Source organism: Sphingomonas sp. GV3, from assembly GCF_031082075.1.
GTDB lineage: Bacteria > Pseudomonadota > Alphaproteobacteria > Sphingomonadales > Sphingomonadaceae > Sphingomonas > Sphingomonas beigongshangi.
The window spans coordinates 2,581,760-2,601,847 of sequence record NZ_JARWLE010000001.1; the positions used below are offsets into that span (position 1 = coordinate 2,581,760).

Here is a 20,088-nt window from a genome sequence, read left to right on the forward strand (position 1 = left end):
GACTAGTTCTTTCCGGTCCAGAGCGTGACGCGCAGCAGTGTAGGATGGGTGAGATTGAGGCCGTAATCGATCTGATCGCCGTTCCAGATGCGGCTCGTGCGCCAGGTTCCGTCCGGCGCCAACGTGCCCTCCTCGACGCGCAGCAGCTCGCTTTCCCGACCGTCCACGCGGCCGAAACGAACGCGGACGTCGGATCCCGCGATCATGAAGCGGTTCGGGTCCAGCTGGATCGCGGCCACGCCGCCGACCGGGCGGCCGACGCCGGGGGCGGGATCGGCGGAAAGGTGCGTCCATTCGGGTTCGCCGAACGACCACAACCCATAATGCGCGGTGATCTTCCAGGCACCCAGCGTGCCGCTCTGCGCCGTATCGTCATGCCCCTTCGCCGTGCCCCAGGTGGGATGCATGCCGGCGAGACGCGCCCAGGCGCCCGCGATCGGCGCCATCAGCCTATAGGGCTCGGCGAAGGCGGCGAGCGTCGCCTCGTCCAGCACCTTGGCGCCGAGCGGATAATTGACATAGCCCGTCTCATCCATGCCGAACGGCGCGAAGCCGATCGCCCCCTTGCCAAGCGCCGCCCACAGGAAGCGCGCATAGTCGGCGGCATTGCCGATCTCCGGCACGAGCAAGGCATTGTCGGGCCGGGCGTAGCGATCGAGTACCGCGAGCACGGTGGTGCCGTTGCGATTGTAGATGTCGGGTGCGAGCAGCGCGATGTGCGGGGCCGCCGTCTTCCATATGTCGATCACCTGCATGTCGGGACCGCCGCTCGCGCCGCCGCCGGTACCGGGCGCGGCGAAGGGATCGCCGATCGCGGCGTTGACATACATCGGCAGCGCGAGCTCCGCCTGGCCGGCCGCCGCGACGCGATCGACGTAGCACGCCGTCGCCCAGGCGTTGAAGGCCGTGTCGGCGAGCGGGCCGAAGACCTGCGCCCAGCTTCCGCTCCTGCCGACGCGCCGGGCGAGCGGCGCCGGCACCGCGCCCTGGAACGCCTTGTCGGCGGCAGCCGAAAGGTCGCGCTTCTGGTTGTAGACGCCGGTTTCGTTCTCGACCTGCACCATGATGACGCGATGGTCGGGATCGGCGGTCTTGAGGTGGCGCATCAGCGCGGCGAAGGCGCGCGAGTCGGCCGCCAGTGTCGTTTCGGCGTGCGGCGACAGCGTGACGCTGGTCTTGCCATCGGGCCGTGCCATGCGCGGAAAGCGGGCGTGATCGGTGCGCACCCAAGCGGGCGCATAGCTGGCGCCCGTGTTCTTCCAGGTCCCGAACCAGAGCAGGACCAGCCGTTTGCCGTGCGTGCGCGCACCGTCCAGCAACGTATCGACCCAGCCGAAGTCGAACCGGCCTTCCTCGGGTTCGATCTGCTCCCACGCCACGGGCATTTCCAGCGTATTCGCGTGAAGCCGGTCGAGCGTCGGCCACACCTGCGGCAATACGGCCGGATAGTTGCTGGAATTGTTGGCTTGCGCGCCGAGTATCAGGAACGGAGCACCGTCGACGAAGAGCGTGTGCCGCCCGTCATGCGTCTCGATCCGGGGGAGCGGGGTCTGGGCGCCGGCGGGGACGATCGAGGCGAACGCGAGAAGGGGGGCAAGCAGCGCGGCGACGGGGCGGCGCACGGTCATCGCGCCACGACGCTGACCAGGGGCGCAAGCGCCTGACCCGTGGGCAGCGCGCCGCTTGCGGTCAGGCGACCGGCGGCGTCGTCCCAGCGCAATATCGCGCTGCGGCCACCACCCTTGCGCCAGGCGTTGGTCGTGCCGTCGTCGTCGTAGAGCGTGAAGCTGGCGTCGTGACCGGGATAGACGCGGATGCGCTCCAAGGCCTGTGCGGCCGCGGTACTCGGCACCTGCACGCCCATGGGCACGATCGACCCGGCGCGGACGAACAGGGGAATGCGGTCGATCGGCGCGGCCGCGTCGATCCACTGGCCCCCCGCAAGCCGCTTGTCGGTCCACCAATCGTACCATTCGGTCCCGGCGGGCAGCCAGACGCGCCGCGATGTCGCGCCCTGCTCCGTCACCGGCGCGACGAGGAACGCCGGGCCGAACATATATTCGTCGCCCAGCGACTTCGCGGTGGCATCGTCCGGAAAGTCCATGAACAGCGCCCGCATGAAGGGCGCGCCGGTCTGGCTCGTCCGTCGTCCAAGCGCATAGACATAGGGCATGAGGGCGTAACGCAGCCGCAGGCTGGCGGCGAGCAGCGGCTCGGCCGCCGTGCCATATTGCCAGAGCGCGGTGCCAGGCCGCTGGCCATGGATACGCAGGGTCGGCGTGAAGGCGTTATACTGGAACCAGCGGACGAAGAGCTCGGGATAATCGCGGTACGACGGCGCCATGGCGGTCGCGCCGGCGGGATCGACGAGCACCGGATGCTGCGCGGACGGGCCGTTCGGCCATTGCCAGCCGCCCGTGTCGCTGGACCAATAGGCGATGCCGCTCGCCGTCATGCCGAGGCCGGCGGGCACCTGGCGGCGCAGCGCCTCCCAGGTCGACTGGACGTCGGACGACCAGAACAGACATCCGTTCGCCTGCGCGCCGAGATAGGCGGCACGGCACAGGATCAGGTTGCGCAGCTCGGGGCGGTCTCTCGCCGATCCTTCCGCGACCGCGCCCGTGTGCAGCAGCGGGAAGACGTTGTGATAGCGGTCGCCCGACCCGATGCTGTAGAAATAGCCGTCGGGCACCAGGTCCGGCTCCGTCTCGTCGAGCCAGGCGAAATCGAAACCCTGGCTGAAGATGTCGTCGCGGATCTTGTCCCAATACCAGGCGCGCGCATCCGGATTGGTCGAGTCGATCAGCGCGCCGGCGCGATCGGACCGGATGGGCAGGCCGTCGACCGGCTTGCCCTCCTTGTCGTGCAGCAGCCAGCCCTTCGCGGCGAGCGTGTCGAACCAGCGGCTCTCGCGTTCGAACCGCGGCCAGATGCTGACGATGCTGCGCATGCCCATCGACTTGAGGTGCGCGTTCATGGCGGCTGGATCGGGGAAGGCGTAGCGGTCGATCTCGAGCTGCCCCATCCGCGTCCAGTAGAACCAGTCGAGCACCATGATGTCGAGCGGCAGGCCGCGCCGGCGATAGCCGTCGGCGATCTCGGTCAGTTCCGCCTGCGTCTCGTAGCGCGCCTTGCTCTGGATGAGGCCGAAGGCGGCCTTGGGCGGCAGCGGCGTCGCGCCGGTCAGGCGGGCATAGCCGGCATAGAGATCATCCGTCGTCTTCCCGGCGATGACGAAGAAGGACACGCGTTCGCCGACGTTCGACTGGAAATGCGTCGCGTTGAGCAATCCGGGCGAGACCGTGGTCGCAGAGGGATTGTCCCACAGGATGCCATAGCCCTGGTCGGTAACCATGAAGGGCACGCACACCGCCTCGCCGGAGGGACGGTCATAGTCGTGGCGGCAGTCGATCGTGCGGCCGCGCAGGTCGAGGACGCCATCCTGATACTGGCCGAGGCCGTAATAATGCGTCGCCGGCGTATCGGCGAAGGTCGCACCGACCCGGAACGTATGCTCGCCCGCGACGTCATGCGGCGCCTTTTCCCAGCCATTCATGGCGGTCAGCGCGCTGCCGTCGGCGCGCGCGAAGCTGATCGACACGGCGGGCAGCGAGGGCGCGAAATAGCGCTCCATCTGGCTGGGCGGCTTGGGCCAGGGTTGCGAGGCGACGGTGACGCGCAGGTCCGCGGAGGCGAAGGTGTCGCCGCTCGCGTCGCTGCTGTGGCGCCAGCCCGCCGCGTCGCTCTTGCCGGTGATGCCGTAGCCCGGCGCACCCTCCGCCTCGTCCCGGCTGGTCGCGATCGTCACGCGCACGATGCCGTGCGCATAGGGTTCGATCGACACCCGCGCGCCGTTGCGATCGAGCGTCGCCATCCGCTGCGCCGCGGCCGGCGCGGTGCCGGCGAGCAGCAGGGCGAGCATCATGACGAAGCGGTTCATCGACCGAGCGCCTTTTCGATTGCCGCCTCGGCTAGGGGGCGCATCGCCGCATAGCCTGCCGCGGTCGGATGGACGCCATCGCTGGCCAGCCCGGGTTTCATCGCGCCGTCCGGTGTAGCGAGCACGGGATGATAGTCGACATAGGTGAAGCCGTTGCTTTTCGCATAGGCGGCGATCCAGCGGTTGAGCGCGGCGATCTGCGGTACGGGCTGCTTCTCCTTGGCCCAGGGAAAGGCTCCGGCGGGCGGAACGGAGGCCAGGATCACCCGGATGCCATGCGCACGGGCGAGGTCCGCCATGCTCGCGATATTGCCTTCCACCGTCTCCATCGCCGCGGCACCGGTGTTCCCGGCGACGTCGTTGGTGCCGATCATGATGTGGACCGCGCGCGGGTGCAGGTCGATCACGTCCTGACGGAAGCGGACGAGCAGCTGCGGTGTCGTCTGTCCGCTGATGCCGCGATCGACGAGTCCATGGGTGAAGAACGAAGGGTCGAGGTTGATCCAGTTGTCGGTGATCGAATCGCCCGCGAAGACGACGCGCGGCCGCTCGGTCAGCGCGGCATTGGCGGCGCGGTACCGGCACAGCTGGCCGAAATCGCGTGCCTGATCATGGGCGTGCTGCACCGCCCAATCGACCTTGCCATGCGAAGGACAGGGATCGGCGACGATGCCGGTCGGATCACCGGCAAAGGGATCCGCCGGGGCCGCGACCTGCGCCGCGGCTGGCACGGCGCACAGCGCGGCAGAGAAGAGCGCAAGCGCGGGCAGGAACCGGGTCAATGGATGTCCTTCACGGAGAGACGGTAAGCATGACGACGCCGTGCGCGGGCACGTCGGCCGCGATCGTGCCGGCGGCGGTGGGCAGGTCGCGATGCGCCCACAGGTCGCGGACCCGGGCCCGCAGCGACGGGGGATAGCCGAGCTGATCCCAGGTCGCCGAGACGCGCGCCGGCGCCTCGCCACGGTTGAACAGCAGCACCGCGCGTCGGCCGCCGGACAGAGGACGTACCCATGTCTCGCGCGTCCCGTCGCGTGCGACGCGGCGGCCCGGCTGGCCGAGCGGATCCTGGTCGATCGCGATCACCTCGCGGTTGGTGAGGATCGCGCGGGTCGGCGCGTCCATCGCCGCGATGTCGTTGCCCGCGATCAGCGGCGCGGCCATCATCGCCCAAAGCGAGAAGTGGCTGCGATATTCGGTGTCGCTCATCCCGCCGTTGCCGACCTCGAGCATGTCGGGGTCGTTCCAATGGCCCGGGCCGGCGAATGGCCAGAGGGGCTCGTTCAGATCAGCGATGGCGACGACGCCGAGCGAATAGCCGTGCTTGCCGTCCCATTTGTCGGTGATGTCACCGGTCGTGCGCCACATCTGACCGACCTGGGGCGACCAGAGCCATGGCTTGGCCGTGCCCCATTCGCACAGGGAAAACAGGATGGTGCGGCCGCTCGCCGCGAGCGCCGCCGCCATGGTGCGATAGGCTTCCTCCGCGTTGCGCGTGCCCGTCTCGCACCAGTCGTACTTGAGATAGTCGACGCCCCAGCGCGCATAGGTCAGCGCATCCTGATATTCATGGCCCTGGCTGCCCGGGCGACCGCCGCAGGTCTTCGCGCCCGCGTCGGAATAGATGCCGAACTTGAGCCCGCGCGCATGGACGTAGTCGGCGAGTGCCTTGATCCCGTCCGGGAAGCGTGCGGTGTCCGCGGTGATGAAGCCGTTGGGGTCGCGCGGTCCGTGCCAGCAATCGTCGATGACGACATACACATAGCCTGCGTCGCGCATGCCGGATGCGACCATCGCATCGGCGACGCGGCGGACCTTGGCGGCATCGACGGTGCAGGCGAACTTGTTCCAGCTGTTCCACCCCATCGGCGGCGTCGCGGCGAGGACCGGTGACGTCGCCGATGATGGCGGCGGAGGCGCTGCGGGCGTGGCCGCGGGTATCTGCGCCAGCGCGGGCATCGCGATTGCGGTCGTTAGCGCCACCACCGCTCGCACCACGGCATGCGCGGCCCGCCACAAGTGCCCCGGCATCATCGCCTCCCCCTCCTTGCCTTCTGGCATGTGACCGCTACCGTATCCTGTAGCCTGACAATACGGAAGGGGCAAAGCGGTCGCGCGGCCGGGGCCTATTTCCGCTGCTGCCACGCTCGCACGCGCCGTCAGCGTCGGATCACGGGGTCACGGGCCATTCGAACGGCACCGCAGGCAGATCGTCGGTATTGTACAGATTGACATAGGGTGCGTCCGCCCAGGCATAGCGGACGCGCGTCACGTCCGGCCCGTTGGCACCCGCCAGCACGATCCGGTCGCCCGCAACCGTGCCGAGCACATATCGGCAGGCCGTGGCGGTGCAGGTCTCGAAGCCGATCGCCTGAGCGGCGCCGTAGGTTCGCAGCCCGGCCGAGACGTTGCGGAACGTCACGGCGAGGTCCGCCCCATTGCGCGCCACCGACGTAACCTCCGGCCCGCCGGGGATAGCCGATCGCCCGTACGCCACCGCGCGCGCGGCGCGGGCGAGCCGTTCACCGACGATCATCTTCTGCGTCGGATGGATGTCGTAGCGATCGCCGAGGTCGAACGTCACCGCCAGGCCCGCATGCGGATCGGCGCGTACGGCCTTCGCCTGTACGTCCCGCATGTCCGCCCAGCCGGATTCACCCGGCGCCGTCGCTGGCGTGCCGAGCGTCGCGAGCTGGGCGACGAGGAACGGCAGTGCCGGATCGTTCGTCTGCCGGCGCCAGTCGTGCATCAGCAGCGGCAGGAGCGCCGCATAGCCCTTCGCGTCGCCGACGTTCGATTCGCCCTGGTACCAGGCGGCAAGGCGGAAGCCGTAGCGCGCGATCGGGGCGATCATCCCGTTGTTCAGCGTCGCAAGGCTGGCGGGAACTTCCCAGGGGGCGCTGGGCGGCTTGCCTTTCAGCGCGGCGCCGAGCTGGTACGACCAGGGTCCGGCGAGCGATATGGCGGTGCCGTCGTTCAGCTTGATCTGGCGGTTGTCGGGCTGGCCCGTCGGTCCGCCGCCGCCGAGCACGCGGATGGCGATGACGTTGCGTCCCGCGTGGAAGGCGCCCTGCGGTACCGCATAGTCGCGCCAGAACCAGTTGACGCCGTTACTCCCTGTCCAGCGGCCGTTGATCCAAACGGTGTCGTGCGCATCGATCGGGCCGAGCAGCAGCCGGTCCGCCGCCGCAGCCTGCTCCGCGCTGAGGTCCACCGTCTTGCGCAGCCAGACGACGCCGTCGAACGCCGCCAGCGCCGGAATGCCGGCATCGCGCCACGAGCCGGCGAGGGCCAGGGTCGGCCAGGCGGCATCGTCGAACGCCGGGTCCGACCAGCGCCGCGTCGCTGCCCAGCGCGGGTCGTTGCGTCGCCACCAGGCTTCGCCACGCCGCGCTTCGGCCGCGCGGGCCGCGGCGGGATCCTTTGCGAGCAAGGCGAGACTGGCCGCGCCATCGGCATAGTCCGGCAGGGTCGCCAGCGACGGCGCGGTGATCCAGCTCTGGATCGTCGTACCGCCCCAGTCGGAATCGACGAAGCCGACGGGTATCTTCAGATCGTGCTGGAGCGAGCGCGCCATGTAGAAGCAGACGGCCGAGGCATCCCCGACGCTCGACGAATCGACGATACGCCAGGGCGCCGGCTTGGAGAGATCGTCGCGGGGAGCGGCGGCGCTGTCATGTTCGACATGGGCGAAGCGCAGCATCGGCTCGGGCTTGGGGGCAAGACCGCCCCAGGCGCCGGTCGACTGACGGGCCGGAAACTCCATGTTGGACTGGCCGCCGCACAGATAGACGTCGCCGACCAGCACGTCCGACACCTGCTGCGTCACGGCGCCGGCCTGTGCGGACAGGACATAGGGGCCACCGGCGGGGAGCGGCGGAAGCTGCGCCTGCCATGCGCCGCGCGTGTCGGCGCGGGCGCTGACCCGTGCGCCGTTCAACGCGACCGAGACGGTTTCCCCGGGATTTGCATGGCCCCAGACGGTGATCGGGCGGTCGCGCTGCAGGACCGCGTGGTCATTGAACAGACGCGCGAGCAGCGGCGAGTCCTGCGCCGCGGCGGCGGCCGGCAAGCTCACCGTGGCGACGGCCACCAGCCAACGTGCGATCACCCGACCCTCTCCTCTTGTCTGACGATTGCCAGACTAGGAAGGGTCGGGTGGCTCGGTCAATCCATCACGTCATCCGCAAAGTGCGGAAAAGCCGCGGCTGTCAGCCACCGCCAGCGGCCAGTGCCGCGAGCAGCAACAGGGCGACGATATTGGTGATCTTGATCATCGGATTGATCGCCGGGCCGGCGGTATCCTTGTACGGATCGCCGACCGTGTCGCCGGTGACCGCGGCCTTGTGGGCCTCCGATCCCTTGCCACCGTAATTGCCGTCCTCGATGTACTTCTTGGCATTGTCCCAGGCGCCGCCGCCCGAGGTCATCGACAGCGCGACGAAGAGGCCGGAGACGATGACGCCAAGCAGCATCGCGCCGAGCGCGGCGAAGCCGTTCGCCTGGCCCGCGACCGCGCGGACGATGAAGTAGACCGCGATCGGCGACAGCACCGGAAGCAGGCTGGGCACGATCATCTCGCGGATCGCGGCCCGGGTGACGAGGTCGACGGTCCGGCCGTAATTGGGACGGCTGGTTCCTTCCATGATCCCGGGATTGTCGCGGAACTGGCCGCGCACTTCATCGACCACGGCGCCGGCCGCCCGGCCGACCGCGGTCATGCCGAACGCGGCGAAGAGATAGGGCAGCAATGCGCCGAGCAGCAAGCCGACGATGACATAGGGGTTCGACAGGCTGAAATCGACGGTGATGTCGGGAAAGTAGGTGTCGAGATCGGTGGTATAGGCACCGAACAGCACCAGCGCGGCGAGGCCGGCGGAACCGATCGCATAGCCCTTGGTCACCGCCTTGGTCGTGTTGCCGACCGCGTCCAGCGCGTCGGTCTTGTGCCGTACTTCATCGGGCAGGCCCGCCATTTCGGCGATGCCGCCGGCATTGTCGGTGACCGGGCCATAGGCATCGAGCGCCACCACCATGCCGGCGAGCGCGAGCATGCTGGTCGCGGCGAAGGCGATGCCGATGATGCCGGCGAGCTGGTAGGTGGCGACCACGGCAACGACGATGACCAGCGTCGGCAGCGCCGTCGCTTCCAGGCTGATCGCCAGGCCCTGGATCACGTTGGTGCCGTGGCCGGTCTGGCTTGCCTTGGCGATCGACTTGACGGGCCGATACGCGGTGCCGGTGTAATATTCGGTGATCCAGACGATCAGTCCGGTCACCGCCAGGCCGATCACCATGCACCAGAACAGGTCCATGCCCGTGAAGCTGGCGCCGACCTGGGTTGCCGTCGCCGCCGCGGGGCCGTCGGCGCCGTTGCTCAGATCGTCGGTCACCGCGTCGAGGAAGCCCGCGCCGCCGAGCGTGCGGTTGAGATCGCTGAGCACGTAGCGGCAGGCGAGATAGATCGCCGGGATCGACAGCAATGCGCTGGTCCAGAACCCCTTGTAGAGCGCACCCATGATCGATCCGCCCTTGCCGAGCCGGACCATGTAGGTGCCGATGATCGAGGTGATGATGCATACGCCGCCGACGAGCAGCGGCAGGCTCATCAATCGCATCAGCTCCACCGTATCGGCTTTGACGAGCAGGGCGATCGACACCATCGTCACGCCCAGCGTCACGACATAGGTTTCGAACAGGTCGGCGGCCATGCCGGCGCAGTCGCCCACATTGTCGCCGACATTGTCGGCGATGACGGCCGGATTGCGGGGATCGTCCTCTGGAATGCCCGCCTCGACCTTGCCGACCAGGTCGGCGCCGACGTCGGCGGCCTTGGTGAAGATGCCGCCGCCCAGTCGCGCGAAGATGGAGATGAGCGAGGCGCCGAAGGCGAGCGCGGTCAGTGCCTCGACGATGACGCGGTCACCCGGCGCATGGCCTCCCGGGCCGGTGAGATACCAGAAAAAGGTCGCGATCGCGAGCAGCCCCAGTCCCGCGACGAGCATGCCCGTCACCGCGCCCGAGCGGAACGCCATCGTCAGGCCGCCCTGCAGGCTGCCCCGCGCCGCCTCCGCGGTCCGCACGTTGGCCCGGACGGAGATGGTCATGCCGACGAAGCCGGCCACGCCGGACAGCACAGCGCCGACGACGAAACCGACGGTCGACAGCGCTCCCAGCGTCGCGAACAGGATCACGGCGACGACGACGCCCACGATGGCGATGGTGGTGTACTGGCGGCCGAGATAGGCCTTGGCGCCTTCCTGAATGGCGGCGGCGATGTCCTGCATTCGGGCGTCGCCCGGCGAGGCGCGCAGCACCTGTTGGCTGGTGACGAAGCCATAGACCACGGCGACGAGGCCGCAGAGGATGGCGAGGGTGACCGTGGTCATTCGCAGCGATCCTTCTCCTGTTGGCGCGCGGCCGATGTGATCCCGGTCTCGCGCGGAACGGGGAGGCTATGGCGCGGTGGCGCGGAGCGCAAGCACCTCAGGCAAAGCCGTGCTCGAAGCCGAGCGACGACGGCAGGGGGACCGGGACGCCCGCCTCGTGCAGGTACAGGCCCGGCGCGCGGCGAAACCGGCCAAGCAGCGTCGCGGCGACGGCGGGCACAGTGTTGGCGGGCATCGCGAACAGCAGTTCGTAATCGTCCCCCGCCGTGGCGGCGGCGAGGCGGGCGGACCGGTCCGCGCCGCGACAGGCGCGATAGTCGGCGGACAGCGGCACCGCGGCGAGGTCGATCTCGACCCCCAGGCGGCTGGCGGCGCCCATGCGCGCGGCATCGATCAGCAGTCCGTCCGACACGTCCATCATCGCATGCGCGACGCGCGACAGCACGCGCCCCTCGCCAAGGCGCGGCTGCGGACGGCGATAGCGTGTCGCGAGCGCGGCGGGGCCGGGCTCGCCGCGCGCGATGGCGAGGCCCGCGCCAGCGTCGCCGATCGTACCCGTTACCCAAAGGGCATCGTTCTCTCCCGCACCCCCGCGCGGCGGCGCGGGCGTGTCCCCGCCAAAGGCGGTGGCGGTGAGGATGCGGGGTGCGCCGCGCGGCAGGGTCACCGTGTCGCCGCCAAGCAGGCCGGTGCCGCAGGCCGCCAGCACCTCCGCCAGGCCGGCGAGGAATGCGCGGTCCCAGGCGTCGTCGGACAGCGGATAGTTGAGCAATATGCCTTCTGGCCGCGCGCCCTTGCCGGCGATGTCGGACAGGTTGGTCGCGACCAGCTTCCACGCCACGTCCGCCGGCGTGTCGCCGGGTAGGAAATGCACGCCCTCGACCAACGTGTCGGTCGTCACGACGAGCGGTGCCTGGGTCAGCCGCGCCGCATCGTCGCGCAGGTCGCGTGCCGACGGGTGGATCGGCAGCATGCGCAGCGCTTCGAGGAATTCGGCCTCGGTCAGCCGCGCGCCTCCCCGCGGACGTCCTTGGCGATGCCGTCGAGCAGGCCGTTGACGAAGCCGGTCTCGCGCCGCTCGTAAAAGGCGTGCGCGACATCGATATATTCGCTGATCGTCGCGCCGACGGGCACGTCCTTGCGCGCCATCAGCTCATAGGTGCCGGCGCGCAGCAGCGCCTTCATCGGCTTGTCGAGCCGCGCCAGCGACCATCCAGAGGCCAGCTTCCTCTCGATCGCCAGGTCGATCTCGCCCGCGCGGGCGTGCGCGCCGGTGACAATATCGTCGAAGAAATCGACGTCGGCATCGGCATATTCGACGTCCTCGATCGTCGCGCCGATGCGATGCTGATGAAATTCGTGGAGCAGCGCGGGGATCGGCGTGCCCTCCATCTCATGCTGGTACAGCGCCTGGACGGCGGCGAGACGCGCGGCGGCGCGCGCGCGGGAACGATCGGTGGTACGGGACATAGGTTGGGGCATGTAGGCGCGCCGATCTCCGCTGTCAGCCCCGGTTCGTCCGCAGCCGCAGTGCCACCGATCGCGCATGCGCTGGCAGCCCCTCCGCTTCCGCCAGCGCGATCGTCGCCGGACCCAGTTCCGCCAGCGCGGTCTCGTCGAGGCCGAGGAAACTGGTGCGCTTCATGAAATCGAGCACCGACAGGCCCGAGGAGAAGCGCGCGCGGCGACCGGTCGGCAGCACATGGTTCGGCCCGGCGACATAGTCGCCGATCGCTTCGGGCGTGTGGCGTCCCAGGAACACGCTGCCCGCGTGACGGATGCGATCGAACAGGCTCTGCGGATCGTCGACGGAAAGCTGGAGATGCTCGGGGGCGAGGCGATCGACCAGCGGGCAGGCGGCCTCCAGCGTGTCGACGACGACGATCGCGCCATTGGCGTCCCAGGCGGCGCGGGCGACGGCGCGGGTCGCGAGCTGGCCCAGTTCGTCGTCCACCATCGCCGCCACCGCGTCGGCGAAGCCGGCATCGTCGGTGAACAGGATCGACTGCGTCACCGTGTCGTGCTCGGCCTGGCTGAGCAGGTCGGCGGCGGTGACGCGGGGATCGTTGCGGCTGTCGGCGACGACGACGATCTCGCTGGGGCCGGCGACCATGTCGATGCCGACGACGCCATAGACCTGCCGCTTCGCTTCCGCGACCCAGGCGTTGCCGGGGCCGGTGACGACATCGACGGGCGCGATCCGGCCCGCGCCATAGGCGAGCGCGGCGATCGCCTGCGCGCCGCCGACACGCCACACTTCGTCGACCCCGGAAAGGTGCGCGGCGGCGAGGACGAGCGGATTGACCTGCCCGTCGGGCGTCGGCGTCACCATCACGATGCGCCCGACGCCCGCGACCTTGGCGGGGATCGCGTTCATCAGCAGCGACGACGGATAGGCCGCACGGCCGCCGGGGACGTAGAGGCCGGCGGCATCGACCGGGCGCCAGCGCGCGCCAAGCCGCACGCCGGCGTCGTCGCGCCAGTCGCTGTCCGCCGGCCGCTGCTTCTCGTGATAGGTGCGGATACGGTGCGCCGCGAGATCGAGCGCGGCGCGCAGCTCCGGCTCGAGCGCCTCATAGGCAGCGGCGCAGGCGGCGGGTTCGATCCGCCAGCCGGTTTCCGCAAGATCGTGGCGGTCCAGTTTGCGCGTGAAGGCGGCGACGGCGGCCTCGCCCTCGTCGCGGACGGCGCGGATGATCGTCGCGACGTCGCGGGCAACATCGGTCGCCGTCTCGCGACGCGCGTCGACCAGCTCGGCGAAGGATGCGGCGAAGCCGGCGTCGCGTGTGTCGAGTCGGATCATGCGGCGATCCTCGCCTTGGCGGCCACGGCACGGCGGAACGCCTCGACCAGCGGCACGACTTCCGCGCGGGTCTTCATCGCGGCGCGGTTGACGACGAGCCGGCTGGTCACCTGTGCGATCACCTCCACCTCGACCAGGCCGTTCTCCTTGAGCGTGCGCCCCGAGCTGACGAGGTCGACGATACGCGGCGCAAGGCCGAGCATCGGCGCGAGCTCCATCGCGCCATTCAGCTTGACGCATTCCGCCTGTACGCCGCGGCGGGCGAAATGCGCGGCGGTGATGTGCGGATATTTGGTCGCGACGCGGACATGGCTCCAGCCGCGCGGATCGTCGCCGGCCGCCATGTCGGCGGGTTCGGCGACCGAGATGCGGCAATGGCCAATGCCGAGGTCGACGGGCGCATACAATTCCGAATAGCCGAATTCGGCGATGACGTCGGACCCGACGATGCCAAGCTGCGCGGCGCCATGCGCGACGAAGGTGGCGACGTCGAAGGCACGGACGCGGATCAGCTCGATGCCCGGCGTGTCGGTCGCGAAGCGGAGCGCGCGGCTGTCCTCGTCGGAAAAGGCGGCTTCGGGCACGATCCCGGCGGCGGCGAGGAGCGGCACCGCTTCGGTGAGAATGCGCCCCTTGGGAACGGCGATGATGATCGGGTTTGTCACGGGCTGCGCTTTACGGCGGCGCGCGGGGCGGAGCAACGGGGGTGCTGGGCCCGCCCACTAGCCGAATGCCTTAGATTCCCCAGCGACGCATCGCCGCGACGACGGCGTCGGGCTTTTCCCACGTCACGAAGTGGCCCGCGTCGATCTTCTCGACGGAGAGCTTCGGGACATAGGGGCCTAGGTCGTCGACCAATACCGGCAGCAGCGCGGTGTCGCGCGTGCCCCAGATCACCAGCGTATCCTGCGTCACCGGCGGGAAGGGCCGGTCGAGGAAGGCGGGGCGGGGCGCGTCCTCGTCCGGCGCGGGCACGACGACGGTGGATGCGCGATACCAGTTGAGCATCGCGGTCATCGCGCCGGGCTGCGCCCATTCGTCGAGATAGGCCGCCTTGTCCGCGCCCGCGATCGCGCTGGCGGCATGCTGGACGAAGGTGGAGCCGAAGAAGCGCTCCAGCCCTTCCCCGACCAGGCCGCGATCGATGCTGGTGTCGCGGAAGCGGGTGATATACTGGCTGGCGCGGCGCTGTGCCGGATCGTCGAACAGCGCGCGCTGGAAGAGATAGGGGTGCGGCGCGTTGACGATGACGAGCCTCGCGACGCGATCGGTCCGGGTCAGCGCCGCCATCCACGCGACCGCGCCGCCCCAGTCGTGGCCGACGAGCGTGAAACGGTCGATGTCCAGCGCGTCGGCGAGCGCGACGAGGTCGGCGACGATCTTGTCCGCGCTGTAGCTGTCGACGCCCTCCGGCTTGGACGATCGGGCATAGCCGCGCTGGTCGGGGGCGATCACATAATGGTCGCGGGCGAGGTCGGGGACGATGCCGCGCCAGGTGCGGTGCGATTCGGGAAAGCCGTGGAGGAGGATCACCGGCGGCGCGGCCGGATCGCCCGCGATCTGGACGTCGAGCTCGACGCCGGTGGACAGCGACAGGCGGCGGGTGTCGGTCATGGCTCCATCCTCTCTCGTCCGAATGTCTCGATCATGGATAGCTCACCGTCTTCGGCACTTCCGGGATCGGGATCCATTCCTTGTCATCGCCTGGCACCTTGGGGAAGTCGCCCGCCTTCCACGCGCGTTTCGCCTCGTTTATCCGGTCGCGGCGGGAAGAGACGAAATTCCACCAGACGTGGCGGGGCGTCGCGAAGGCGTCGCCGCCGCACAGCATCGCACGGCCGCCGCCGTCGGAACGCAGCGTCGCGGGCATGCCCGGCTTCAGGATGTACAGCTGCATCGGTTCGAGCGGCACGCCCTCAAGGCTCGCTTCGCCGAAGGCGAGGTACAGGGCGCGCTCCTCCGCCGCGGCGTCGATCGGCACGCTGGCGCCGGGATCGAGCGCGATATCGGCGTAGATCGTGCCGGCATAGGTCGTCGTCGGCGCGCGCTGCCCCCACAGTTCGCCCATGATGATCCGCGCGCGGGCGCCGTGTGCGTCGAGCGTCGGCAATTGCGCGCGGGCGACATGTTCGAACGCCGGGTCCATCTCCTCGTCCGCCTCGGGCAAGGCGAGCCAGGTCTGGATGCCCGACAGGGCGGGGCCGTGCGCGCGCTCGTCGCCCGGCGACCGTTCCGAATGGACGATCCCGTGGCCGGCGGTCATCAGATTGACCGCGCCGGGCTCGATCCGGGCGCAGGTGCCGAGCGAATCGCGATGGTCGATCGCGCCTTCGAACAGATAGGTGACGGTGGCGAGGTTGATGTGCGGATGCGGGCGCACGTCGATGCCGCCGCCCGTCGGCAGGTGCGCCGGCCCCATCTGGTCAAAGAACAGGAAGGGGCCGACCATCGTCCGCTCCTTCGCCGGCAGGGTGCGATGAACCTTGAACCCGCCCAGGTCGTGCGTGACCGGGGTCAGCGTGCGTTCGACGAAGTCATCGAGCATGAGGCGCCTTTCGTCTGGCGGAGCAGATCGGCCAGATCCTCCGGGTAGATGGTTTCCGGCCAGTCGGCCAGTTCGTGCGGCTCGAACCAGCGCCAACCGGCGAGCACGCGCTGTTCGAGCGGCGTGAGCGCGCCGGCGTTCACCTCGCAGGTGTCGACCTCGACGCGGAAATAGCGCTCGTCGGCATCGACGGCGACGCCTTCGAACGTGACGAAGTCGACGACGCGGCGCGCGACCTCCGGCCCGCAATCGCGATCGAGCCCCACCTCTTCCCACAATTCGCGCCGTGCGGCGGCGGCATAGCTTTCGCCCGGATCGACCGCGCCCCCCGGCGTGCACCACAGCGGCGGGCGATCGCCCGGCGTGAACCGCATCAGCAGCACCCGGTCCTGCGCGTCGACGAGCAGGATGCGCGCCGCCGGGCGCGGCACGCGCGGCGCCTTATTCGGCATCGAGTTCGGGATAATGGCGGAAGATGCCGTCGGTGTTGAACGCGATGCGGCGGTCGCTGGCGAGATAGGCGGCGATCCCCGGCAGCGCGGCGACGGCGTCGTGCAGCCGGACGAGGCCGGGATATTCGCCTTCCAGCGTCGCCATCCGTCGGGGGAACATGTAGCGCAGGCCGGCGACGACCTGGAACAGCGACGTATCTGCATAGGTCCAGTCGGCGCCGGCCACGAACGGCCCGCCCGCGCTGGTCGCCGCATCCTCGAAATGGTCGAGGAACTTGGGCATGCGCTCGTCGCGGAACTGGCGTGCGGCGCGCGCGGCCTCCGGCTTCTGATCCTCGTAATAGTCGCCGGTGCCGACCGGATGATGGACGTCGTGCACCTCGGCGACGCAATCGGCAATCGTGAGTTGGAGCTGATGCAGCCACAGGCGGTCGGCGGCGGGGGCGAGGTCGTGGCGCTCGCCGAGGTAGAGCAGGATGTTGGCGACCTGTGCGATCGTTCCGTCCGGCGTGTCGAGATAGGGCGGGGCGAACGGGCCGCGTCCGCTTTCGCTGCGCCGGTCGAGATCGTCGAGCAGCGCCTCTGCCCCCCGCAGCCGCGCGCAGTCGCGATAGTCGAGGCCGGCGCCTTCCAGCGCGAGGCGGACGAACTCGCCGCGCCCCTGGATCGAGGGCCAGTACCAGAGATGGTAGGTCATGCGTCAGGCGTTCCCCGGCGCGCTCGCCCGGATGGCGAGCGCATGAATGCGGCTGCTCAACAGATCGGCGAGCGCCTGGTTCACCAGCCGCTGCTGCTGGACGCGGTTGAGGCCGACGAAGCGTGCGCTCTCCACGACCACCGTAAAATGCGTCTCGCCTGTGCCGTCGTCGCCCATGTGGCCGGCGTGAAGATGGCTGTCGTTGGTCACTTCCAGCCGGGTAGGGGCGAGCGCGTCGCGAAGGCGGGCGGCGATGATGTCGGCGAGCGGAGCGGTGGCGAGGTCGGTCATCGCGCCTATATAGCGGTATTGCGCTGACTAAGGGAGCATTCGTGGCGCAGACGAAGGACAGGAAGGACCGGCCGAACACGCGTTTCCACGGCCGGATGGAAGCCAATGGCAGGATGTGCGCGGAACTCGGCTGCGATGAGCCGGGCGAGTTCCGCGCGCCGCCGCTGGAGGGCGCACGCGACGGCGACGGGCCGGGCCCGTTCCGCTGGCTGTGCCTGGAGCATGTGCGCGCGTTCAACAGCCGCTACAATTACTTCGACGGGATGACCGCCGACGAGATCCATCATGCGCAGCGCCCGCTGGCGGGATGGGAGCGCGAGACCCGCGCCTTTGCGCGCGCGGGCAGCGGCGACCAGGGTCCGCGCTGGGCGGATTTCAGCGACCCGCTCGACGCGATCGCCGCGCGCTTCCGACGCGAGGTCGCGCCCGAGCGCAGCGACGGCAAGCCGCTGAGCGGCCAGGATCGCGCCAGCCTGAAGGTGCTGGGCCTCGCGGCCGACGCGGACCGCATGGCGCTGCGCAGGCGCTATTCGGAGCTCGTGCGGCGCTATCACCCCGATCGCAACGGCGGCGACCGCAGTCAGGAGGTGATGCTGCAAAAGGTGATCGCGGCCTATCAGCAATTGCGTCAGGCACCGGCGTTCGCGTGATCCTGCCCGCCCGCCCCGCGCGAGCGGGGCGTCAGGCCAGCCGCTTCGCGATCGCCTCCAACTGGTCGGTCGCGGCGTTCCAGCCCGCCTCGAAGCCCATCGCCGCGTGGCTGACGCGCGCCTCCTGCGTCCAGTGGCGCGCGGTCGCGGTATAGCGGGTGCCGTCGCCCTCCGGCACGAAGTCGTCGATGCGGACCATGAAGGGGCCGGCGGGCATCCATCCGGCGGTGAAGGCGTCGGTGGATACGATACGGCGTTCGGGCACCACCTCGAGGTAGACGCCCTCCAGCCGGTTCTCCTCGCCGTTCGGCCCCCGCATGACGATGGTCGACCGGCCGCCGGCGACGAGGTCCTGGTCCAGGAACTCCGCCTTCCAGGGCGCGGGACAGAACCAGGCGCCGGTATCCTCGGTCCACGCCCGCCACACCGCCGCTGGCGGCGCGTCGATCAGCCGCGTGATCGACAGGTCGTAGGGTGCGCTCATGCCGTCTCTCCCTTCATCGCCGCCTCGATCCGCGCGATGTCGATTTTGCGCATCGTCATCATCGCGGCGAACGCGCGCTGGCCCGCCGCGCCGCCCGCGGACAGCGCGGCCATCAGCACGCGCGGCGTGATCTGCCACGCATAGCCCCAGCGGTCGGTGCACCAGCCGCATGCCTTCTCGCTGCCGCCATTGCCGACGATGGCGTCCCAATAACGGTCCGTCGTCGCTTGGTCGTCGGTATAGACCTGGAAGCTGACCGCCTGGCTGGGCGTCACGTCCGGGCCGCCGTTCAGCCCGAAGAACGGCTGGCCGAGCAGGGTGAAGGTGACCGTCAGCTCCGCACCAGCCGCCGTGCCGGGCAGGTCGATCGGGGCGCCCGTCACATCCTCGACGAACGTGTCGGGAAAGACGCCGGCGTAGAAGTCCGCCGCCTTGCGCGCCTCGCCATGGTCGAACCACAGGCAGGTTCGCATCCGCACGCCGGTCATGCCGCCACCCCGCTCCGGCGCGCGCCGACCAGTCCCAGCTGGATGCCATGCGGATCGAGGATATTGGCGGAATAGTCGCCGCCCGGGATCGGATCGGGACCCTGGATCAGGGTGCCGCCCCTGGCCGTGGCGGTCGCGACCGCCGCATCGATGTCCGCGACATGCACATACCAGTTCCATCGTGGCGGCGCGCCGGTTGCCGTGCTCGACATCACCGCGCCCGGCCGGAAATCGCCGGCACCGCCGATGAAGGCGTAATCGCCCATCTCGCCCATCGGCATCGCGCCCGCTTTCTCCCAGCCGAACAGCGCGCCGTAAAAGGCGAAGGCGCCGTCGGGATCGGGCGTCGCCAGCTCGATCCACACGCCGCGCCCGATCGTGTCGCCGCGCGCCTGCGCGAAGGCGCGCGAATTGGCGGCGCCTGGCCCGGACAGCAGATTGAAGGCGATGCCCTGCGGATCGGCGACGAGGGCAAAGCGACCGACATGCGGGATATCCATCGGGCCGAACCGGCAGCTGCCGCCGAGCGATACCACGCGGTCCACCGCGTGATCGACATCGGCGGTGGCGAGGTTCAGCATCCAGCGATGGGCCGGCGGCGCCCCCGGCGGCGGTGCCATGAGTCCCGCGACACCGTTCGCGAGATCGGGGCCGGCGAGCAGATAGCCGCCATGTTCCGTGACCGGCGAGGGCGCGACCTGCCAGCCCGCCACGGCGGCAAGGAAATTGGCCGCCCCCTGCGGATCGGGCGTCGTCAGTTCGAACCAGACGGGTGTTCCTTCGACCTGGGTCATATTCTGTCCTCCCTTTCGCGCCGCGGCGGGCGCGCTGCCGATCGTCCGCTCAGCCTTCTGCGTGCTGGGCGTCCCCCTGCGCCATCGCCTCGGCATGCGCGGCGACGTCCATCGAGAAGGGGCCCCAGCCATGGCCGTCGAGGTCCTCGAAGGCGCGGCTGTACATGAAGCCGTGATCCTCTGGCTCGTGCAGCTCGCGTCCACCGGCCGCCACCGCCGCCTGGGTGATCGCGTCCACCGCCGCGCGGTCGTCGAGCCCGAGTGCGAGCAGCGACGTGGTCTGCGTGAAGGGATCGGCGATCGCCTTCTGCGTGAAGCTGGAGAACAGCGGCCGGGCGAGCAGCATGACGTTGATCGTGTCGGTCCATTGCATCGCCGAGCCCTGCGAATTGGAGAATTGCTCGTTCTTCTCGAAACCCAGCGCCTGATAGAAAGCGGTGGCGCGCGCGACGTCCGCGACGGGCAGGTTGACGAAGATCATCTTGGCCATGGCTCTTTCTCCTCTCCCGACTCGGGACTGGCCATGGATGCCGCAGATAGTTATATAAAGCAACG

The 20,088-nt window shown here is 69.5% G+C and carries 20 protein-coding genes; 1 reads left to right on the forward strand and 19 read right to left on the reverse strand.

The genetic code is table 11. The features are described from left to right. Positions 1–2: 2 nt before the first annotated feature. The 15 genes from RF701_RS12410 to RF701_RS12480 form a co-directional block, all read right to left on the reverse strand. Complete coding sequence (locus RF701_RS12410; RefSeq protein WP_308815124.1) at positions 3–1,628, reverse strand: DUF5597 domain-containing protein; 1,626 nt, start codon at positions 1,626–1,628, stop codon at positions 3–5. Further along, the gene (locus tag RF701_RS12415; protein ID WP_374758653.1) at positions 1,625–3,925 is read right to left on the reverse strand and encodes a TIM-barrel domain-containing protein; all 2,301 of its coding nucleotides are present in this window, start codon (positions 3,923–3,925) and stop codon (positions 1,625–1,627) included. Before RF701_RS12415 ends, RF701_RS12410 begins: the two co-directional genes overlap by 4 nt. Before the next feature lie 11 nt (positions 3,926–3,936). Continuing rightward, positions 3,937–4,722 carry an SGNH/GDSL hydrolase family protein gene (locus RF701_RS12420; protein WP_246847997.1) on the reverse strand — a complete coding sequence of 262 codons (786 nt, stop codon included), beginning with the start codon at positions 4,720–4,722 and terminating at the stop codon, positions 3,937–3,939. 10 nt (positions 4,723–4,732) lie between these two features. Further along, on the reverse strand, positions 4,733–6,001 hold the full coding sequence (locus RF701_RS12425; protein WP_246847996.1) for a glycoside hydrolase family 27 protein: 1,269 nt from the start codon (positions 5,999–6,001) through the stop codon (positions 4,733–4,735). Positions 6,002–6,110: 109 nt separating this feature from the next. Next, positions 6,111–8,051, reverse strand: a complete 1,941-nt coding sequence (locus tag RF701_RS12430; protein WP_308815126.1) for a sialate O-acetylesterase — start codon at positions 8,049–8,051, stop codon at positions 6,111–6,113. Positions 8,052–8,151: 100 nt separating this feature from the next. Continuing rightward, positions 8,152–10,329, reverse strand: coding sequence for a sodium-translocating pyrophosphatase (locus RF701_RS12435; RefSeq protein WP_308815127.1), 2,178 nt, complete (start codon positions 10,327–10,329; stop codon positions 8,152–8,154). 97 nt (positions 10,330–10,426) lie between these two features. Continuing rightward, a complete protein-coding gene (gene thiL / locus RF701_RS12440) occupies positions 10,427–11,335 on the reverse strand; it encodes a thiamine-phosphate kinase (protein WP_203309333.1) in 909 nt (302 codons plus the stop codon). Beyond that, complete coding sequence (nusB, locus tag RF701_RS12445; RefSeq protein WP_203308911.1) at positions 11,332–11,799, reverse strand: transcription antitermination factor NusB; 468 nt, start codon at positions 11,797–11,799, stop codon at positions 11,332–11,334. The genes thiL and nusB overlap by 4 nt, the downstream gene beginning before the upstream one ends. Before the next feature lie 34 nt (positions 11,800–11,833). Then, positions 11,834–13,132 carry a histidinol dehydrogenase gene (gene hisD, locus RF701_RS12450; RefSeq protein WP_210357232.1) on the reverse strand — a complete coding sequence of 433 codons (1,299 nt, stop codon included), beginning with the start codon at positions 13,130–13,132 and terminating at the stop codon, positions 11,834–11,836. Continuing rightward, positions 13,129–13,797, reverse strand: a complete 669-nt coding sequence (gene hisG / locus RF701_RS12455; protein ID WP_308815128.1) for an ATP phosphoribosyltransferase — start codon at positions 13,795–13,797, stop codon at positions 13,129–13,131. The genes hisD and hisG overlap by 4 nt, the downstream gene beginning before the upstream one ends. 70 nt (positions 13,798–13,867) lie before the next feature. Then, the gene (locus RF701_RS12460) at positions 13,868–14,746 is read right to left on the reverse strand and encodes an alpha/beta hydrolase (protein WP_308815129.1); all 879 of its coding nucleotides are present in this window, start codon (positions 14,744–14,746) and stop codon (positions 13,868–13,870) included. Between the two features lie 31 nt (positions 14,747–14,777). Then, positions 14,778–15,677, reverse strand: coding sequence for a pirin family protein (locus tag RF701_RS12465; protein ID WP_210357229.1), 900 nt, complete (start codon positions 15,675–15,677; stop codon positions 14,778–14,780). Then, entirely contained in the window at positions 15,647–16,129 is a 483-nt protein-coding gene (locus RF701_RS12470; RefSeq protein WP_308815130.1) for an NUDIX domain-containing protein, read from the reverse strand. The genes RF701_RS12465 and RF701_RS12470 overlap by 31 nt, the downstream gene beginning before the upstream one ends. After that, positions 16,119–16,826: a glutathione S-transferase gene (locus RF701_RS12475; protein WP_210357227.1), complete on the reverse strand. Its 708-nt coding sequence runs from the start codon at positions 16,824–16,826 to the stop codon at positions 16,119–16,121. The genes RF701_RS12470 and RF701_RS12475 overlap by 11 nt, the downstream gene beginning before the upstream one ends. Before the next feature lie 3 nt (positions 16,827–16,829). Further along, entirely contained in the window at positions 16,830–17,117 is a 288-nt protein-coding gene (locus RF701_RS12480; protein ID WP_210357226.1) for a BolA family transcriptional regulator, read from the reverse strand. A 113-nt stretch (positions 17,118–17,230) separates the two neighbouring features. Here RF701_RS12480 and RF701_RS12485 point away from each other — a divergent pair, with 113 nt between their 5' ends. Further along, a complete protein-coding gene (locus RF701_RS12485; protein ID WP_374758654.1) occupies positions 17,231–17,767 on the forward strand; it encodes a J domain-containing protein in 537 nt (178 codons plus the stop codon). A 31-nt stretch (positions 17,768–17,798) separates the two neighbouring features. Here the strand turns inward: RF701_RS12485 and RF701_RS12490 are convergent, their stop codons facing one another. Genes RF701_RS12490 through RF701_RS12505 form a run of 4 tightly spaced genes read right to left on the reverse strand, consistent with a single transcriptional unit; the run spans position 17,799 to position 20,023 of the window. Then, positions 17,799–18,251 (reverse strand): SRPBCC family protein, encoded by a 453-nt coding sequence (locus tag RF701_RS12490; protein WP_308815131.1) that lies wholly within the window; start codon positions 18,249–18,251, stop codon positions 17,799–17,801. After that, positions 18,248–18,739 carry a VOC family protein gene (locus RF701_RS12495; RefSeq protein ID WP_210357224.1) on the reverse strand — a complete coding sequence of 164 codons (492 nt, stop codon included), beginning with the start codon at positions 18,737–18,739 and terminating at the stop codon, positions 18,248–18,250. The genes RF701_RS12490 and RF701_RS12495 overlap by 4 nt, the downstream gene beginning before the upstream one ends. Next, a complete protein-coding gene (locus RF701_RS12500; RefSeq protein ID WP_308815132.1) occupies positions 18,736–19,533 on the reverse strand; it encodes a VOC family protein in 798 nt (265 codons plus the stop codon). Before RF701_RS12500 ends, RF701_RS12495 begins: the two co-directional genes overlap by 4 nt. Positions 19,534–19,582: 49 nt before the next feature. Beyond that, the gene (locus RF701_RS12505) at positions 19,583–20,023 is read right to left on the reverse strand and encodes a VOC family protein (protein WP_308815133.1); all 441 of its coding nucleotides are present in this window, start codon (positions 20,021–20,023) and stop codon (positions 19,583–19,585) included. Positions 20,024–20,088 lie beyond the last annotated feature (65 nt).

Bases quoted from the DNA above. Each gene is read 5' to 3' on its own strand.
- RF701_RS12410 (WP_308815124.1), bottom strand. From the start codon at position 1,628: ATGACCGTGCGCCGCCCCGTCGCCGCGCTGCTTGCCCCCCTTCTCGCG.
- RF701_RS12415 (WP_374758653.1), bottom strand. From the start codon at position 3,925: ATGATGCTCGCCCTGCTGCTCGCCGGCACCGCGCCGGCCGCGGCGCAG.
- RF701_RS12425 (WP_246847996.1), bottom strand. From the start codon at position 6,001: ATGCCAGAAGGCAAGGAGGGGGAGGCGATGATGCCGGGGCACTTGTGG.
- RF701_RS12435 (WP_308815127.1), bottom strand. From the start codon at position 10,329: ATGACCACGGTCACCCTCGCCATCCTCTGCGGCCTCGTCGCCGTGGTC.
- nusB (WP_203308911.1), bottom strand. From the start codon at position 11,799: ATGTCCCGTACCACCGATCGTTCCCGCGCGCGCGCCGCCGCGCGTCTC.
- hisD (WP_210357232.1), bottom strand. From the start codon at position 13,132: ATGATCCGACTCGACACACGCGACGCCGGCTTCGCCGCATCCTTCGCC.
- RF701_RS12460 (WP_308815129.1), bottom strand. From the start codon at position 14,746: ATGACCGACACCCGCCGCCTGTCGCTGTCCACCGGCGTCGAGCTCGAC.
- RF701_RS12465 (WP_210357229.1), bottom strand. From the start codon at position 15,677: ATGCTCGATGACTTCGTCGAACGCACGCTGACCCCGGTCACGCACGAC.
- RF701_RS12470 (WP_308815130.1), bottom strand. From the start codon at position 16,129: ATGCCGAATAAGGCGCCGCGCGTGCCGCGCCCGGCGGCGCGCATCCTG.
- RF701_RS12475 (WP_210357227.1), bottom strand. From the start codon at position 16,826: ATGACCTACCATCTCTGGTACTGGCCCTCGATCCAGGGGCGCGGCGAG.
- RF701_RS12480 (WP_210357226.1), bottom strand. From the start codon at position 17,117: ATGACCGACCTCGCCACCGCTCCGCTCGCCGACATCATCGCCGCCCGC.
- RF701_RS12485 (WP_374758654.1), top strand. From the start codon at position 17,231: ATGTGCGCGGAACTCGGCTGCGATGAGCCGGGCGAGTTCCGCGCGCCG.
- RF701_RS12490 (WP_308815131.1), bottom strand. From the start codon at position 18,251: ATGAGCGCACCCTACGACCTGTCGATCACGCGGCTGATCGACGCGCCG.
- RF701_RS12495 (WP_210357224.1), bottom strand. From the start codon at position 18,739: ATGACCGGCGTGCGGATGCGAACCTGCCTGTGGTTCGACCATGGCGAG.
- RF701_RS12500 (WP_308815132.1), bottom strand. From the start codon at position 19,533: ATGACCCAGGTCGAAGGAACACCCGTCTGGTTCGAACTGACGACGCCC.
- RF701_RS12505 (WP_308815133.1), bottom strand. From the start codon at position 20,023: ATGGCCAAGATGATCTTCGTCAACCTGCCCGTCGCGGACGTCGCGCGC.